Source organism: Actinomycetospora lemnae (assembly GCF_028737315.1).
In the GTDB taxonomy this organism is placed as follows: Bacteria; Actinomycetota; Actinomycetes; order Mycobacteriales; family Pseudonocardiaceae; genus Actinomycetospora; species Actinomycetospora lemnae.
In genome coordinates, this window is the sequence record NZ_JAQZAO010000009.1 from 141,027 (window position 1) to 155,533 (window position 14,507).

At 72.7% G+C, this 14,507-nt stretch carries 16 protein-coding genes; 9 read left to right on the plus strand and 7 right to left on the minus strand.

Features of this window, described 5'->3' with window-relative positions; translation table 11 throughout:
• Positions 1–81 precede the first annotated feature (81 nt).
• Positions 82–594, minus strand: coding sequence for a L,D-transpeptidase (locus tag PGB27_RS20730; protein WP_274202293.1), 513 nt, complete (start codon positions 592–594; stop codon positions 82–84).
• 357 nt (positions 595–951) lie between these two features.
• Here PGB27_RS20730 and PGB27_RS20735 point away from each other — a divergent pair, with 357 nt between their 5' ends.
• Complete coding sequence (locus tag PGB27_RS20735) at positions 952–1,587, plus strand: methyltransferase family protein (protein ID WP_274202294.1); 636 nt, start codon at positions 952–954, stop codon at positions 1,585–1,587.
• A 12-nt stretch (positions 1,588–1,599) separates the two neighbouring features.
• Here PGB27_RS20735 and PGB27_RS20740 read toward each other — a convergent pair whose 3' ends face one another.
• Positions 1,600–1,788, minus strand: a complete 189-nt coding sequence (locus PGB27_RS20740) for a hypothetical protein (RefSeq protein ID WP_274202295.1) — start codon at positions 1,786–1,788, stop codon at positions 1,600–1,602.
• Positions 1,789–1,833: 45 nt separating this feature from the next.
• Between PGB27_RS20740 and PGB27_RS20745 the strand changes: the two genes are divergently transcribed.
• Genes PGB27_RS20745 through PGB27_RS20760 form a run of 4 tightly spaced genes read left to right on the plus strand, consistent with a single transcriptional unit; the run spans position 1,834 to position 4,858 of the window.
• On the plus strand, positions 1,834–2,745 hold the full coding sequence (locus PGB27_RS20745; RefSeq protein ID WP_274202296.1) for a DsbA family protein: 912 nt from the start codon (positions 1,834–1,836) through the stop codon (positions 2,743–2,745).
• A complete protein-coding gene (locus PGB27_RS20750; protein ID WP_274202297.1) occupies positions 2,742–3,359 on the plus strand; it encodes a TlpA family protein disulfide reductase in 618 nt (205 codons plus the stop codon). Before PGB27_RS20745 ends, PGB27_RS20750 begins: the two co-directional genes overlap by 4 nt.
• Positions 3,356–4,177 (plus strand): cytochrome c biogenesis CcdA family protein, encoded by an 822-nt coding sequence (locus PGB27_RS20755; RefSeq protein WP_274202298.1) that lies wholly within the window; start codon positions 3,356–3,358, stop codon positions 4,175–4,177. Before PGB27_RS20750 ends, PGB27_RS20755 begins: the two co-directional genes overlap by 4 nt.
• Before the next feature lie 54 nt (positions 4,178–4,231).
• Positions 4,232–4,858 (plus strand): vitamin K epoxide reductase family protein, encoded by a 627-nt coding sequence (locus PGB27_RS20760; protein WP_274202299.1) that lies wholly within the window; start codon positions 4,232–4,234, stop codon positions 4,856–4,858.
• A 4-nt stretch (positions 4,859–4,862) separates the two neighbouring features.
• On the opposite strand, the gene PGB27_RS20765 is transcribed toward PGB27_RS20760, so the two are convergent.
• Positions 4,863–5,255, minus strand: coding sequence for an ArsR/SmtB family transcription factor (locus tag PGB27_RS20765; protein WP_274202300.1), 393 nt, complete (start codon positions 5,253–5,255; stop codon positions 4,863–4,865).
• Positions 5,256–5,372: 117 nt separating this feature from the next.
• Here PGB27_RS20765 and PGB27_RS20770 point away from each other — a divergent pair, with 117 nt between their 5' ends.
• Positions 5,373–7,571 (plus strand): heavy metal translocating P-type ATPase, encoded by a 2,199-nt coding sequence (locus PGB27_RS20770; RefSeq protein ID WP_274202301.1) that lies wholly within the window; start codon positions 5,373–5,375, stop codon positions 7,569–7,571.
• 64 nt (positions 7,572–7,635) lie between these two features.
• On the opposite strand, the gene PGB27_RS20775 is transcribed toward PGB27_RS20770, so the two are convergent.
• From PGB27_RS20775 to PGB27_RS20785, 3 genes are all read right to left on the minus strand, one after another.
• Entirely contained in the window at positions 7,636–8,358 is a 723-nt protein-coding gene (locus tag PGB27_RS20775) for a ZIP family metal transporter (RefSeq protein ID WP_274202302.1), read from the minus strand.
• A gap of 134 nt (positions 8,359–8,492) precedes the next feature.
• Positions 8,493–9,287: an N-acetylmuramoyl-L-alanine amidase family protein gene (locus PGB27_RS20780; RefSeq protein WP_274202303.1), complete on the minus strand. Its 795-nt coding sequence runs from the start codon at positions 9,285–9,287 to the stop codon at positions 8,493–8,495.
• 473 nt (positions 9,288–9,760) lie between these two features.
• Complete coding sequence (locus PGB27_RS20785) at positions 9,761–10,285, minus strand: hypothetical protein (protein WP_274202304.1); 525 nt, start codon at positions 10,283–10,285, stop codon at positions 9,761–9,763.
• A gap of 360 nt (positions 10,286–10,645) precedes the next feature.
• Between PGB27_RS20785 and PGB27_RS20790 the strand changes: the two genes are divergently transcribed.
• The 3 genes from PGB27_RS20790 to PGB27_RS20800 all read left to right on the plus strand — a co-directional run bounded on the left by PGB27_RS20790 (position 10,646) and on the right by PGB27_RS20800 (position 13,856).
• Positions 10,646–11,143: a hypothetical protein gene (locus tag PGB27_RS20790; RefSeq protein ID WP_274202305.1), complete on the plus strand. Its 498-nt coding sequence runs from the start codon at positions 10,646–10,648 to the stop codon at positions 11,141–11,143.
• Between the two features lie 203 nt (positions 11,144–11,346).
• Positions 11,347–12,384, plus strand: a complete 1,038-nt coding sequence (locus tag PGB27_RS20795; protein ID WP_274202306.1) for an NAD-dependent epimerase/dehydratase family protein — start codon at positions 11,347–11,349, stop codon at positions 12,382–12,384.
• A 17-nt stretch (positions 12,385–12,401) separates the two neighbouring features.
• Positions 12,402–13,856 (plus strand): M1 family aminopeptidase, encoded by a 1,455-nt coding sequence (locus PGB27_RS20800; protein ID WP_274202307.1) that lies wholly within the window; start codon positions 12,402–12,404, stop codon positions 13,854–13,856.
• A gap of 10 nt (positions 13,857–13,866) precedes the next feature.
• Here PGB27_RS20800 and PGB27_RS20805 read toward each other — a convergent pair whose 3' ends face one another.
• Positions 13,867–14,457: a methyltransferase family protein gene (locus tag PGB27_RS20805; RefSeq protein WP_274202308.1), complete on the minus strand. Its 591-nt coding sequence runs from the start codon at positions 14,455–14,457 to the stop codon at positions 13,867–13,869.
• Positions 14,458–14,507: the final 50 nt, after the last annotated feature.

A 14,507-nucleotide genomic window follows, 5' to 3' on the forward strand; every position in this document is an offset into this window, starting at 1 on the left:
ACCCACCATCGCGGTCCTACGTACGGTCACCGGTTGGTCTCGGATAGTAACGGCGCGGTGACGTGGCCCGTCGTCGGGGCGCTACGCACCCCGGGCGGCGGCTTCCTGGGACGCGTTCACGACCTGGACCTTGTCGCCGTTCTGGAGCTCGGCGAAGGTCGCCTGGGCATCGGGGGTCTCCATGCGGATGCACCCGGCCGACGAGCGGGAGGGGTCGCCCGCGTGGAAGGCGATGCCGCCGTCGGCGAAGAACGTCGAGTACGGCATCGGCGCGGGACGGCCGTCGCGGGTGGTCGACTCCCCGCTGACGTGGTGCTCCTCCTTGCGGTACACGCGGAACGAGTGCCCCACCGGAGTCGCCTGACCTTCTCCACCCGAGGAGATGGTCATCGGCCCGCGGACCACCTGGCGGTCGCGGATCAGCCATGCACGCTGCGACTCGAGATCGACGCACGCCCGCGCGGACGCCGAACACGGCGTTCCCGGCACCACGGCCTCACTGTGTGCTGCCTGCGCGACCGGGCTGGCCTCGGGATTCGCCGGTGGGGTGCTCTCCGCCAGCGCCGGCACGGCGAGCCCGCCGACCGCCGCCAAGACGCCTATCGAGACGCCGGCCGCGGCCCACCACGGCCTCCGTCGTGCGCCTCGAGACCGAGGCGCCGCCGTCATCCGGTGCCGGCCGGTCGTGGATGCCGTCTTCTCGCTGATGGGTTCGCTCCTCCTCGCGTGGAGGGCGAGGCCCTCCGCGTCCGTCGTCCCTCCCATCGGCGCGACTCGAACTGTGATCGAGCCACCGACCGGGCGACGGTAACTCCGACGAGGACGCCGGACGGTCACCGGTCTCGTCCGCGTGGTGTGCGATGGCCTCGGTGGCTCGCTGACGAGCGCAAAGTCCGAACCCCTTGACGGTCGTGCTCTCATGCACATGTCTGCATATGTCAGGAGGAAGTCATGGAGCTGACGGCACTGCTTCTGTACGTGGGCGGACTCACCGTGTGCTTCGGGGTCCAGAGCTGGCTGCACCGAGCCCGGACCGGTGGGGACGCGGGCTTCCGACGACCACTGCGCGAGCCCCGCTCCCCGGCGTGGTGGGGGGCGGTGTCGTTCGTGGCCGCGCTCGTCCTGGGACTCGCCGGCCTCCTGCTCGGCACCCTGGGACTGGTCGGCCCGCTGCTCCCGCTCGACCGCGTGCCCGCCGTGCCGTGGCTCGGTTTCCTCCTGGCGCTGGCCGGCTTCGTCGGCACGGTCGGCGCGCAGCAGGCGATGGGCCGCTCGTGGCGCATCGGGGTCGAGGCGACCGAGCGCACCGAGCTCGTCGAGTCCGGGGTGTTCGGCTGGTCCCGCAACCCGGTGTTCCTGACGATGATCGCCAGCCTGGCCGGGCTGACCCTCGTGGTCCCGAACGTCCTCCAGCTCGCGGCGCTGGTCTGCCTCGTGCTCGCGGTCGAGGTGCAGGTCCGCGGGGTCGAGGAGCCCTACCTGCTCCAGACCCACGGGGCCGACTACGCGGAGTACACGTCGCGGGTCGGCCGGTTCATCCCCGGAGTCGGACGGCTTCCGCGCTCCGGGATCGCCGCCAGCTCGTGAGTCCCGACCCGCTCAGGGCGTCGTGGCGGGCCCGGGCGCGACGCCCTCTGCTCGACGCCGCAGGACGGCCAGGCACCACGCGGCGACCGCGGCGAGGACGGCGAAGCCGGCGGCAAGGGCGAGGAACAGCAACGAGCCACTCAGCACGGCGACCACGACCCACACCGCCGCGAACGCCGCGCACGTCCACACCTGGAACACGTACCGGCGCTTCTCGCTCTCGCGTATCCGACCAGCCGACTCATCGTGCGGCCCGACCCCTGCACCGGCCTGCTGCAACGCCCGGCGGCGCGCCTCGGAGGCGTTCCGCGGCTTCCGCTCGCGATCCGGCCCCGCTCGGTCGTGCATGTCCGCTCCCTCGTCCGACGCCGCCTCGCGCTCGAGGTTAATGAGGAGCCGACGGCGACCTCACAGCAACATGCTTTAGCGTGTCGCTCCGTGGCGAACAGGACTTCCCGGACATCAGCCGCCTCGACGCGCGCCATCGTCATCACTACGACGCTCGTCGTGCTGGTCGTCGCGGTCATTGTGTCCCTGGTCCACGCGAACCGCAGCGAGCAGCCCGCGACGACTGCCCTCGCCGAGCGTGGCGGCGCCGTCCTCGGAGCTCCGGTCCCAGCTGCGCTACTCATCCGCCCGGATAGCCACCGTCTCGGGCCGCCCGCCGGCGACCGCGTCCGCTTTGTCGAGTTCCTCGACTTCGAGTGTGAGGCGTGCCGCGCGGCGTACCCGAGTGTGGAGCGCCTCCGGGCCGAGTACGCCGGGCAGGTCGATTTCGTGGCTCGGTACTTCCCGTTGCCAGGGCACGCGAACGCCGAGCCTGCCGCCCTCGCTGTCGAGGCCGCGGCCCGTCAGGGGCGCTTCGAGCAGATGTACCAGACGATGTACGAGACGCAGGCGTCGTGGGGCGAGCAGCAGGTCTCGCACGCGCCGACGTTCCGCGGCTTCGCCGAGCGCCTCGGGCTGGACATGGCGGCCTATGACCGTGACGTCGCCGACCCCGCGGTCCGCGACCGCGTGCTGGCCGACCGCGACGACGGCATCAGCGTCGGCGTGCAGGGCACCCCGACGATCTTCGTCAACGACCGGCCGGTGGAGGGCGACCGCTCGTACCCCGCCCTGAAGGCAGCCATCGACCAGGCCCTCGCGACGCCGTGAGGCACATTCCCGGTCGAAGGACACGACGGCTCTCGGTCCTGCTCGCCGTGGCCGTGACCGCGGTGCTGGTGGGCTGCGGTCACGACCAACGACCGGGGACCTTCACGTTCACCTCGCCCGGCGGGCAGAGCCGCGTGTTCTACGACCCGCCGGCGACCCGCGGCGTGGTTCCCCCCATCGCCGGGGAGGACGTGCTCCGGCCCGGTGTCGAGATCGGGACCGCCTCCTACCCCGGGCAGGTCGTCGTGCTCAACATCTGGGGGTCGTGGTGCGGGCCGTGCCGCGCGGAGACCCCGGAGCTCGAGGCCGTCGCCCGCGCGACCGCTCCCCTGGGCGTGCAGTTCCTCGGGATCGACGTGCGGGACGACCGCGACGCCGCGGCGGACTTCCTGCGCGACCGGGGCGTGTCGTACCCCTCGATCTACGACCCCCCGGGCCGGAGCCTGCTCGCGCTCCGCGGCTTTCCCCGCAACGTCGTGCCGTCCACGATCGTCCTCGACCGGGAGGGCCGCGTCGCCGCGGTCTTCCTGACCGCGGTGCTAGCGGCCGACATCGAGCCCACGATCCGCCGGATCGCCACCGAACCTCCGGCCTCGGCGGGAGGCGGCCCGTGAACCCCACGGACATCGCCCTGACCGGTCCCCTGCTCCTGGCGATCGTCGTGAGTGCGGCCGCGGGCGCGGTGAGCTTCGCGTCGCCCTGCGTCGTGCCCCTCGTTCCCGGCTACCTCGCGTACCTCGCCGGCCTGGTCGGGGCGCAGCGCCCGCCGACGCCTGCCGAGCGCGGGCCGGGGCACTCCCGGGCCCCGAGCGAGCCGGCGCCGGCGGTGATGACGGCGCCCCGCCGCCGCGGCCGGCTGGTGGCCGCTACGGCGCTGTTCGTCGCCGGCTTCACCGTCGTCTTCGCCGTCGGGCTCGGCACCGTCGTCTGGCTCTCGGACCTGCTGCTCATCAACCAGGACGTTCTGCAACGCATCGGCGGAGTCGTCACCGTCGCGATGGGCCTGGTGTTCCTCGGTCTGGTGCCCTCGCTCCAGCGCGACACCCGCCGCATCCGGACGCCGGAGGCGGGGCTCCTCGGCGCACCGCTGCTCGGGGCCACGTTCGGGCTGGGCTGGACGCCGTGCCTCGGCCCGACCCTCACCGGCGTGATCGCCCTGGCGGCGGGCACGCCCTCAGGTGGCGCCTCCGTGCGCGGTCTGGTCCTGGTGCTCGCCTACTGCGCGGGGCTGGGTCTGCCGTTCCTCCTGCTCTCCCTCGGGACGGCCCGCACCGTGCGGGTGCAGGCGTGGCTCAGCGCCCACACCCGGACGCTGCAGAGGGCGGGCGGTGTCATGCTCGTGGTCGTGGGGCTCGCCCTGGTGACGGGTCTGTGGGGCGATCTCGTCGCCCTCCTGAGAGGCCCGGTCTCCGGGTTCACCACAGTGCTCTGATCAAGCTCGCAACGACCGGCCGCAACGACTCGAAGTGGAGCGAAGGGACACCGCATGATCGTCGCACCCGAGGACGCGGCGACGCCGCCGACCGCCTCGGTCTCGTCGTCCCGTGGGACCGGGTCGGTCCTGCTGGTCGCCGGTCTCATCGGCGCCGCAGCTGCGCTCGTCCTGCTCGTCGAGAAGATCGCGTTGCTGGCGAAGCCGGACTACCTGCCGAGCTGCAGCATCGACGCGGTCCTGTCCTGCGGCTCGATCATGCGGACCGCGCAGTCGGAGGTCCTGGGCTTCCCCAACCCGATCATCGGACTCGCCACCTTCCCCGTCGTCGCCGCCGTGGGCGCCCTGCTGCTCGCGCGTACTCCCCTGCCGGCCTGGTGCTGGCTGGCGTTGCAGGGCGGAGTCGCCGCCGCCGTCGCGTTCGTGGGCTGGCTGATCATCCAGAGCGTCGCGGTGATCGGCGCGCTCTGCCCGTACTGCATGGTCGTCTGGGCGGCCACGATCGCCGTGTTCTGGTTCGTCACCGCCGAGAACCTCGAACGCGGGCACCTCGTGGCCGGCCCGCCCGGACGGCTCGTCGCCCGCCACCCGGGAGCGGCGACCGTGGTGTCCTACGTCGTGGTGCTCGCAGTCGTGGTGGCCTCGTTCCCCACCTGGTTCGCCGGCCTCATCGGCCTCTGACCGGTCAGGAGTCGACCGCGGCCCGGTCCGGCGCGGACGTCTCGCCGAGCACGGCACCCACGAGCGCACGACCGACCGGCGTGAGCCGATACATGACGAGCTTGCCGTCACGGCGGGACGTCACCAGCCCGGCGGCGCGGAGCACGCGCAGGTGGTGGGAGGCGAGGTTCTGCGCCTGGCCCACGACCCACGCCATGTCGCAGACGCACAGCTCGTCGCCCGCCAGCAGCGCCGCGCCGACCGCCAGCCGCGTGGGGTCGGCGAGCGCCTTCCCGAGCGTCGCCGCCGAGGTCAGAGCGTCGAGGTCCGGGAGAGACGTGCGGATGTCCTCGGCGTGCGGCAGGTCCAGGCACAGCAGGTCGCACTGGTCGTCCGCCGGTAGCGTGCTCTCGCCCACGGGGTCACCCTAACGTTCGTTGGCGCGAAGTGCGCCGACCGCATCGACCTGACACATCAACAGACATTAGAATGACTGGCCAGCGAGCCCTGGTTCGAGCGGACGGAAGGAGCAGCCGTGTCCGACGCCTGCTGCGGGCCCGAAGTGGCATCGAGTGCCGACGGCAGTCACGACGAGGGTCCGGCACGACTGTGGCAGGTCCGCGAGCTGCAACTCTCCCTCGCCGCCGCGGTGCTGCTCGGCGTCGCCTGGCTCCTCGAGCGCGGTGACGTCATCCATGTTGTGGTGACCGGACTCGAGCTGGTCGCCGCCGTCGTCGCCGGCTCGACGTTCGTGCCCGCCGCGCTGCGGAACCTCCGGCACGGCCGCATCGGCGTCGGGACGCTGATGACGATCGCCGCGATCGGCGCCGTCGCCCTCGGCCAGGTCGCCGAGGCCGCCCTGCTGGGCATCCTGTTCTCGATCGCCGAAGGCCTGGAGCACTACGCGGTCACCCGCACTCGCCGCGGGTTGAGGGCCCTGCTCGGGCTGGTCCCGCCGACGGCGTCGGTGCTGCGCGACGGCCGCGAGGTCACGGTCGCGCCCGACGACCTGGTCCTCGGCGACGTGCTCGTCCTTCGCCCGGGTGAGCGGGCCGCCACCGACGGCCACATCCGCGCCGGTCGCACGAACCTCGACACCTCGGCGATCACCGGCGAATCGGTGCCCGTCGAGGCCGGCCCCGGCGACCGGCTCTACGCCGGCGCCATCAACGGCGGCGGCGCGATCGAGGTCGAGGTGACCGCCGCGGCGTCGGACAGCTCGCTGGCGCGCATCGTGCACATCGTCGAGGAGGCACAGGAGCGCAAGGGCGCGGGCCAACGCCTCGCGGACCGGATCGCCCGCCCGCTCGTGCCCTCGATCGTGGTCCTCGCGGTGCTCGTTGCTGCGGTGGGCTCCCTGCTCGGTGACCCGCTGCTCTGGCTCGAGCGGGCCCTCGTCGTGCTCGTCGCGGCCTCGCCGTGCGCGCTGGCGATCTCTGTGCCGCTCACCGTGGTGGCCGCGATCGGGGCGTCGAGCCGCCACGGCGCCCTGGTGAAGGGCGGCGCCGCCCTCGAGGAGCTTGGACGCATCCGCGCCGTGGCCCTGGACAAGACCGGCACCCTCACCCGCAACGAGCCCGAGGTCATCGACGTCGTCGCCGCGCCCGGCCACGAGCCGGGCGAGGTCCTCGCCCTCGCGGCCGCGCTTGAGGCCCGCAGCGAGCACCCCCTCGCGCGGGCAGTCCTGTCTGCCGCGGCCGGCCCGGAGCGCGCGGTCGAGAGCTCCCGCGCCGACGACGTCACGGCGATCCCGGGCCACGGCCTGACCGGTACCCGGGACGGCGTTGACCTCCGCCTCGGCAGACCAGGCTGGATACCGACCGGTGCGCTGGCGCCCCATGTCGAGCGGCTGCAGAGCGAGGGCGCGACCGTCGTGCTCGTCGAGCGCGCCGGGGCGCTGCTCGGCGCGGTCGCGGTCCGCGACGAGCTGCGACCGGAAGCACCCGAGGCTGTACGCCGGCTCCACGACCTGGGCATCGAAGTCGCGATGCTCACCGGCGACAATCAGCGCACCGCGATCGCGCTCGCCGAGCAGGCCGGCATCACCGGCGTGCACGCCGAGCTGCGGCCCGAGGACAAGGCCGAGCTGCTGCCGCGCATCGCGCCCGGCCGACGCGTCGCCATGGTCGGTGACGGCGTCAACGACGCGCCCGCCCTGGCCACCGCCGACGTCGGCATCGCCATCGGCGCCATGGGCACCGACGTCGCCATCGAGACCGCGGACGTCGCCCTCATGGGCGAGGACCTGCGCCACCTCCCGCAGACCCTCGCCCACGCCTGGCGCGCGCGGTGGATCATGCTGCAGAACGTCGCGCTATCACTGCTCATCATCGGCGGGCTCATCCCGCTCGCCGCCTTCGGTGTCCTCGGCCTGGCCACCGTCGTCGTCATCCACGAGGCCGCCGAGGTCCTGGTCATCCTCAACGCGGTCCGAGCCGCCCGATCCCGGCCCCTGCCCGGCCTCATCGCCGCACCGGCCAGCACGGGGCGCCACCACGTCACCGTCGAAGCCGCTCCAGAGCCCGAGGACCCCTGCTGCGCCCCCGCGCCCTCCACGTCCTCGACCCAGCCGGGCGGGTCGACCGGCGTGGCGATCCCGCTCCTGGACGCGTCGCAGATCGGCACCGCCGACGCCGACGCCGGCTGCGGCGACGGCTGCTCCTGCTGCGTCTCGCTGCCGTCGACCAGCGCCGGCCGCGCCGACGCGGTCGACGGCCGGACCCCTTCGGCGTAGGCGCCGGGCGCTCCAGTCGTGATGGAGGTTGCTCGGAGCCTCGTGGGGATGCCCGTCGTGACGGCTACTCGACGGACACGTAGACCGAGACCGCCGCGAAGAGGGCGAAGCCGACGGTGAGGTAGAAGGCGTCCCGCCGGCTCGTGAACTGGTCATGAGCCTCGGGGAGCATCTCCTCGAGGGCGAGGCTCAGCAGCGCCCCACCGGTGAACGCGAGCACGGAGAAGGTCACCATGTCCGGCGCCTGACGAAGCGCCAGGAAGCCGAGGGCGGCGCCGACGAGGATCGGGACGACGAACCCGACGGCCGCGAGAAGACGCATCCGGCGACCCACACCGGCGCGTCGCAGAGCGCCGCCCGCGGCGAAGCCTTCGGGCGCATCCGCGGGCGCCTGCCCCAGCGCCAGCAGGACTCCGAGGGCGGGATTGAGGACGCTTGCGGTGCCGATGAGGACACCGTCGCTGAACAGATCCAGCCCGACGCTGCCGTACACCGCCCACGCGCGGCCGTTGCCCCGGTTCTGCAGCCGGTCCGCCGCCGCGTCGATGGCCAGGAACAGTCCCGCGCCGGCGACGAAGGCCAGCATCGGCACCCAGGGCATCGGTACCTCGAGCGCGCGGGGCATCACCTCCAGGCCCACGACCGCGACGACGATGCCGACCGCGATGTGCAGCGCAGCACTGAGCGCCCGTTGCGACACGGCCCGCACTTCGGCCAGGACACCCCCGACGAAGTTGGCCCCGGCAGGAATGAGCGCGACGAGCAGCACGGACAGGAGCTCTGGCATCCCTCGTCCTCCTCCATCTCGACGACGGTCACGAGTGATTCCGTGGTTGCTGGTCTGCCGGAGCGATCGGCGCGATCAGGTTCCGCCCAGATGCCCGCACCCTCCCCTACGTCAGCGCCCGTCGCGGGCTCCCATCAACGGCGGCGGGCTCCGGCGAGGTAGTCCGAGACTCCGCCGGAGACGGCCTCGCCCAGCGCATCCATCCCGGTCGATGAGGCAATCGCACCGAGGTCCGTGGGGTTGGTGATGAACAACGGCTCGACCAGGGCCGCCGGCATCGCGCTGGGTTCGTCGATGTAGCCGGGGATGCGCGGACCCAGGAGGACGAGGTGTCCGCCTCCCGCCTCTCCTCCGGACGAGTCGTCGACGACCCCGCGGTCAGCCGGCGGGCGACCCAGCTCCGCCAGACGCGACCGGATCGACGTCTGCAGCGACTCAGCGAGCGCACGACTCTGCGGTGCCAGAGGTCGCTCGGGTTCGTACAGCGTCTCGGTGCCGCCGACGGTCGGGTCGGCGAAGGAGTTGAAGTGCACCGACACGAGCGCGTGGGCGCGGGCCAGGTTGGCGCAACGCACCCGTGCCTCGAGGTCCTCCTGGCTCATGTCCGTCGTCAGGGCCCCGACCTGCCCGTCGTCAGCGCCCACGCCAGTCCCGAGGGCCTCGGTGGACCGGGTGAGCACCACCGTGTTCCCGCGGTCCCGGAGGTCGTCGGCCGCGGCCAGGGCCACGGCCAGCGTCAGCTCCTTCTCGACCACCGCCGTCCCGTCGGGTGTGGTTCCCACGGCGCCCGGGTCGGGGCCTCCGTGTCCGGCGTCGAGCACGACCGTGGCCGACGACCCGCCCCTGCGCGCAGGCAGGGCGACGCACCCCCCGTCCGGAAACGTGCGCGGGTCCAATTGCACTGGTGCCGGCTCTGCCGCCGCGGTCACCTCCCCCTCAGGACCTGGACCCGAGGGAGGCGGGTTGCCGGGCAGGAGCACCCCGATCACGAGGGAGGCCGCGCCGAGAGCCCCGACGACTGCCGCCTCGAGGATTCGTCGGAGGACGGCGTCCTGTGCGGGGCGCGCTCTCGCAGCCCTGTGCCTGGTCATCGCGACCTCGGCACCGCGCCGCAGCCGGTGCCGGCGGTCGTGAGGGCACCCGCGCCGTGCCGGTCCGGAACAGGAGACAAGCGCCGTCCTCCATGTCGGCGGTGGAGCGCATCCACCGGGGGTGTGAGGGCCCGCCACGAGCGACGGGAGGGTCGAGAGAACCCGGCGGCTCGGAGTGCAGCGCACCGCCGCGGACACGACAGATACGCCGGGAGGAAGGCGCCAGGCGTCGCGACGACGTGCGCGATAGGCACCTCGTCGGGCGCCCTCAGAAGGAGGGCGTCGAGTGCTCCGACCCGTGCGGCCGGAGGTCAGGCCGGTCGTGGCGGGCCCCGGACGGTGCGTCCGTCGGCACCTCGTCCGGCGCGGAGCGCTGCGGGACCCGGGGAGGCACACGCCGTGCGGGTCGGCGCAGTCGGCTCCGCCGGCACCGCCCACCAGCGCGGCAGTAGCACGTCGAGCACGGAAATCGTGTCGTCGAGGATGCGACGACCGCCCAGGAGGAGCCCACCGGCCAGGAGCCCGGCGGCGACGTGCACGCCTGCGGCCTCGAGCGGCCGGCCGAGCAGGCTGCCGTGGCAGATCAGCAGGGTCTCGACGGCGAGCTGCCCGAACCAGAGCAGCGTGATGGCCTCCCAGCACCACCGACGCCGCGCTCCGCTCCACTGGGCGAGTCCGGTGGCGCCGGCCGCGATCCCGACGACGCCCAGGAAGACCGGCATGTCGGTGGGCAACTCCCCCGCGCCCACGACGTGACCGGCGATGCCGAGCGTCGCGGCGAGCAGGGCCGTGGCGCCGAGACGCCAGAACGGCCCGCGACGCGTCTCCGCCGTCATCCGTCCAGCCGTCACACGGTCGAGAGTAACGGTGAGGTCACGACGAACCAGGCGGGGTCAGCGTCCCGCGCGCGCCAGGACTGAGCGCGTTCGGCTCATGGTGAGACACGCATGAGCAAACGCGCTCGCCGCGACCGTGCACGAGGCCCGGTAGGCGCCCGCCCACGTCGCGCCTCGAGCCCGTCGGTCGGTTCGGAACGGGTGACCGCTGTCCCGCGCCCCGTTCGGCCCGATCACTGGCAGGCGCCGGGATCACCAGCGCTCTACCTCGTAGGCGGTATCGTCCAACTTGTGCTCGGCGGACCTGCAACGGTGCGTGAGCTGACGACGGCCAGGACCCTCGCTCTGATCACGTCCTCGGTGCTCGTCCTGTCCGCAGCCGTGGGCTTCGACGTCGCCGCCGACGAGCGGCCGATCCACACCGCGACCGTGGCGCTGGCGGCGGTCATCGTCGGCGTCGGCCGGCTGTGGATGCAGGGACGGTTGCGCGGTGTGTTCGCCGCGGTCAACCTCGCCATCATCGGACAGCCCGCGGTGCACGCCGTGACCAAGTTGACCTACGTGGCGGACGCGGTGCCGCACGCGCACGGCTGGCCGGAGACCTTCTCGAGCGTGGCGCTGCACATCGCGGTAGCGCTGCTCCTGGTGGCTGTCTCTGCCAGCGAACCGGTGTGCGCGTTCGTCGCCGGCACCATCGTCCGGTCCCTGCGGCTGGCCACGTCGCCCCGTTCGTCCGACGCGCCGTCGCCGATCCGTCCGGGCCGACACGATGAGCCCGGGGACATCGAGCAGCAACTGCTGAGCAGTCGGTGCGTCAGCCGTCGCGGGCCACCCAGCACGCCGGTGCTCGCCGGCTGAATCTCGCGGTTCCCCGAACGGCCCTGCCCGAGGTCCCTCGCCTGCCCTCTCTCCGGCACTCGCCGCGTACGTGGCGGTGCAGGCGCGCGGGCTCCCGGGAGTGCCCTTTTCGGTACGCGGACGCCCCTCGCGAGCCCACGGATGTCCCCGTTCCGCGCCGGCGACCCTTCTCCCGGGGCCGGCCGTCCCCTGTGAGGCCCGACATGTCCTACCCAACCCACGACGCCCCTGACGTCGACGTGCCCCTGCCCCGGCACCACGCCCGCCCGCGCCACTTCCCTGAAGGCTCTCCGCACCGGTCCGAATGGGTCGGCCGGCGCGTCCTGGTGACGGGCGCGCGCGGCTTCATCGGCCGACACCTGACCGACCAGCTGCTCGAGGCCGGCGCTGAGGTCCACACCCTGGTCCGGCCGGATTCCCGGCCCCCGCTCCGGGCGGGGTGGACCGAGCATCTTCGCGCGAGCCGGCAGGCCTGCAACCTCACCGACCCCGACGACGTCAGGCACCGCATGGCGGCGACCGCTCCCGAGGTCGTCTTCCACCTCGCGAGCCGCGTCGAGGGGACGCGCGACGCCGACCTGGTCGGGCCGATGCTCGAGGACAACGTCCGGAGCGCCGTGAACGTCATGGCCGCGGCCTGTGCGCTTGACCGGCCTCGGGTGGTGCTCTCGGGCTCTGTCGAGGAACCCCGCGAGCCGGGCGAGGCCCCGAGCTCGCCCTACGCGGCCGCAAAGGCGGCTGCGACCGGGTATGCCCGGCTGTTCCACCTCCAGTGGGACCTGCCCGTCACGGTGCTGCGCCTCGCCATGGTCTACGGGCCCGCCCAGCCAGACTCACGCAAGCTCGTCCCCCATGTGATCACCAGCATGCTCGCCGGTCAGGTGCCGCGCCTCGGCAGTGGCCGCCGGATCATCGACTGGGTCTACATCGATGACGTCTGCGAGGCACTCATGACCGCGGCCACCCATCCCGGCGCCCCCGGTCTCGTGGCCGACATCGGTTCGGGCACGGGCATCAGCATCGCCGACACCGTCCCGCTCCTCGCGGAGCTGATCGGCTACGACGGCCCTCTCGGCTTCGGCGCAATCGACGACCGACGTCACGACCGTGCCCTCATCGCCGACCTCGCGGAGGCGACGACGGCACTCGACTGGAGCCCTCTCACCTCGCTGGAGAGCGGGCTCGCTCGCACCGTGCACTGGTACCGGTCCCGGGCCGCGGCCGCGGCTTGTGACGGCTGACCTCGCGAGGACCACCCATGCTGCACAGCCCCGCTCGTCCCGCAACCGTCCGACCTCGCGGCACCCGGTCCGGAAGACTCGCCGCTCTCCTGATCGCCGTCCTCGTGCTGACTTCTGGCTGTGGCGCCGTCGCCGAGGACGGCCCCTCGACGTACGCGGCGAACCTCCGCGAGGACCGACCCGTCGTCGATCTCAGCTTCGACCTCGCTCCCAGTCTGGACCGTGTCGCCGGCCGGGAGCGCGTGGTGTTCACGCCGGACCTGCCGGTGTGCGAACTGGTGTTCCGCGCCTGGCCCAACAAGCCAACCATGGCCGACGGCGGCACCGAGCTGCGTGTCGACGGCGCCGCCGTCGACGGTCGCCCCGCTGTGCCATGGATTCTCCCCGCCGGTGCTCCCGAGGGGGTGGCCGGGACCCTCGTCGAGTTGCCCCTGGCCGAGTGCGCACCCCCGGGCCGCCCGATCACTGCCGACCTCGTCTTCACCTTGACGCTGGGCGAGGATGTCAACGATCGCGTCGGTTTCTCGCATTCCTCGGAGATGGCCTGGTGGGCCACCGGATTCCCGCTCCTGGCCTGGGTCCGTGGAGAGGGGTGGGCACGGGAGGACGCCGTCTCCATTCCCGGTGAGACCGCGACCAGCGAGGACTTCCGCCTCAGGGATCTGACCGTCACCGCTCCGGCTGGGCTGGAGGTCCTCGGCACGGGTACTAGAACCGGCACGTCTCCCGGACCCGTTCCCGGGACGACCACTCACCGCTTCCGCGCTGAGGCGGTACGCAACGCAGCAGTAACGGTGGGACGCCTCGACGTCGTCGAACGCGAGGTCTCCGGAGTCCGGGTACACCTCGGCACGCCCCTGAGCGGGACCGAGGTGCCACCGCAGGAATGGCTCGGCCGGGTCGAGCAGTACATCGACCGGCTCAGCGAGTTCGTGGGCCCGTTCCCCTACCCGGAGTTGTGGATCAGCGTCATCCCCGCGCAGAGCTCGGGCCTCGAATTCCCCTCCGCCCTCCAGTTCGGCGACCTCGGCCTCGGCGAGCTCGACGGCCTGGTCGCGCACGAACTGGCCCACCAATGGTTCTACGGTCTCGTCGGCAACAACCAGGCACGGGACCCCTGGCTCGACGAGTCCTTCTCGACCCTCGCTCAAGCCGTCGCCACCGAGCGAGAGAACGACTACGTGCTCGCCGACATCCCCGCCGGGCACCGGGGCGACATCGGCCGCTCGATGAACTCCTGGGGCTACGGATACACCTTCGACCGCTACTTGCATGTGGTCTACGACCAGGGCGCCGCCGTCCTCCTCGAAGCCCGACGCCGCGCCGGAGAGGACCGCTTCGACGACGCTCTCCGCGCCTACGTCACCGAGAACGCCCATCGGGTAGCAGCCCCCGAAGACGTCGCTACCGCTTTCGAGGACCTGCCCGAGGTGCGCGCCCTCCTCATCGAGAACGGCGCCCTGCCCTCGTAGCAACTCGGGCCTATGCGCCGGGCCGGCGGGACATGCCGAGCCACCGTGGGGTCCGGGCGAGGTAGCGCTGGTAGGCCTCCCCGAAGACCGGGGCGAGATGACGTTCCTCGACCGGCACCCACCAGGCGAACGCCGCAGCCGCACCCGCGGCCAGCCCAGCGGCCGGCACGGACCGACGAGCCCCCGCCAGGCCGCCCAGCGCAGCCACATAGCCGACGTACTGGGGATTGCGGCTCCAGCGGTAGGCGCCACCGACCGCGAGCTGGTCGTCGGTCATCCCCGAGACCTGGGCGGCTCCGGTGAAGCGGCTCATGCCCGCGATGAACATGGCCGTACCGGCCGCGGCCAGCCCGTACCCGGCGACCGTCGCGAGGCGGGAGCCGGCAGTCCGCCCCCTCGGGCGGCTCTGCCGGAGGGCAACCGCAGTGGCAGCGGCGTGGACCCCATAGGTGCCGTACATCCAGGCGACCGTCGGCGTCGACAGCTGCCCGTGGGCCTCGAACTCCCGGCGCATACGGCGGAGCAGAGCTGCGGTGGTACCTGACGCGCTGGCGAGGAATCCGGCCACGACGACGGGCGACAACGCGTGCGGGTCAGTCATGACCAACAGGTAAACATATGGACATGTCGCGACGCAGGCGATCTTTCCTG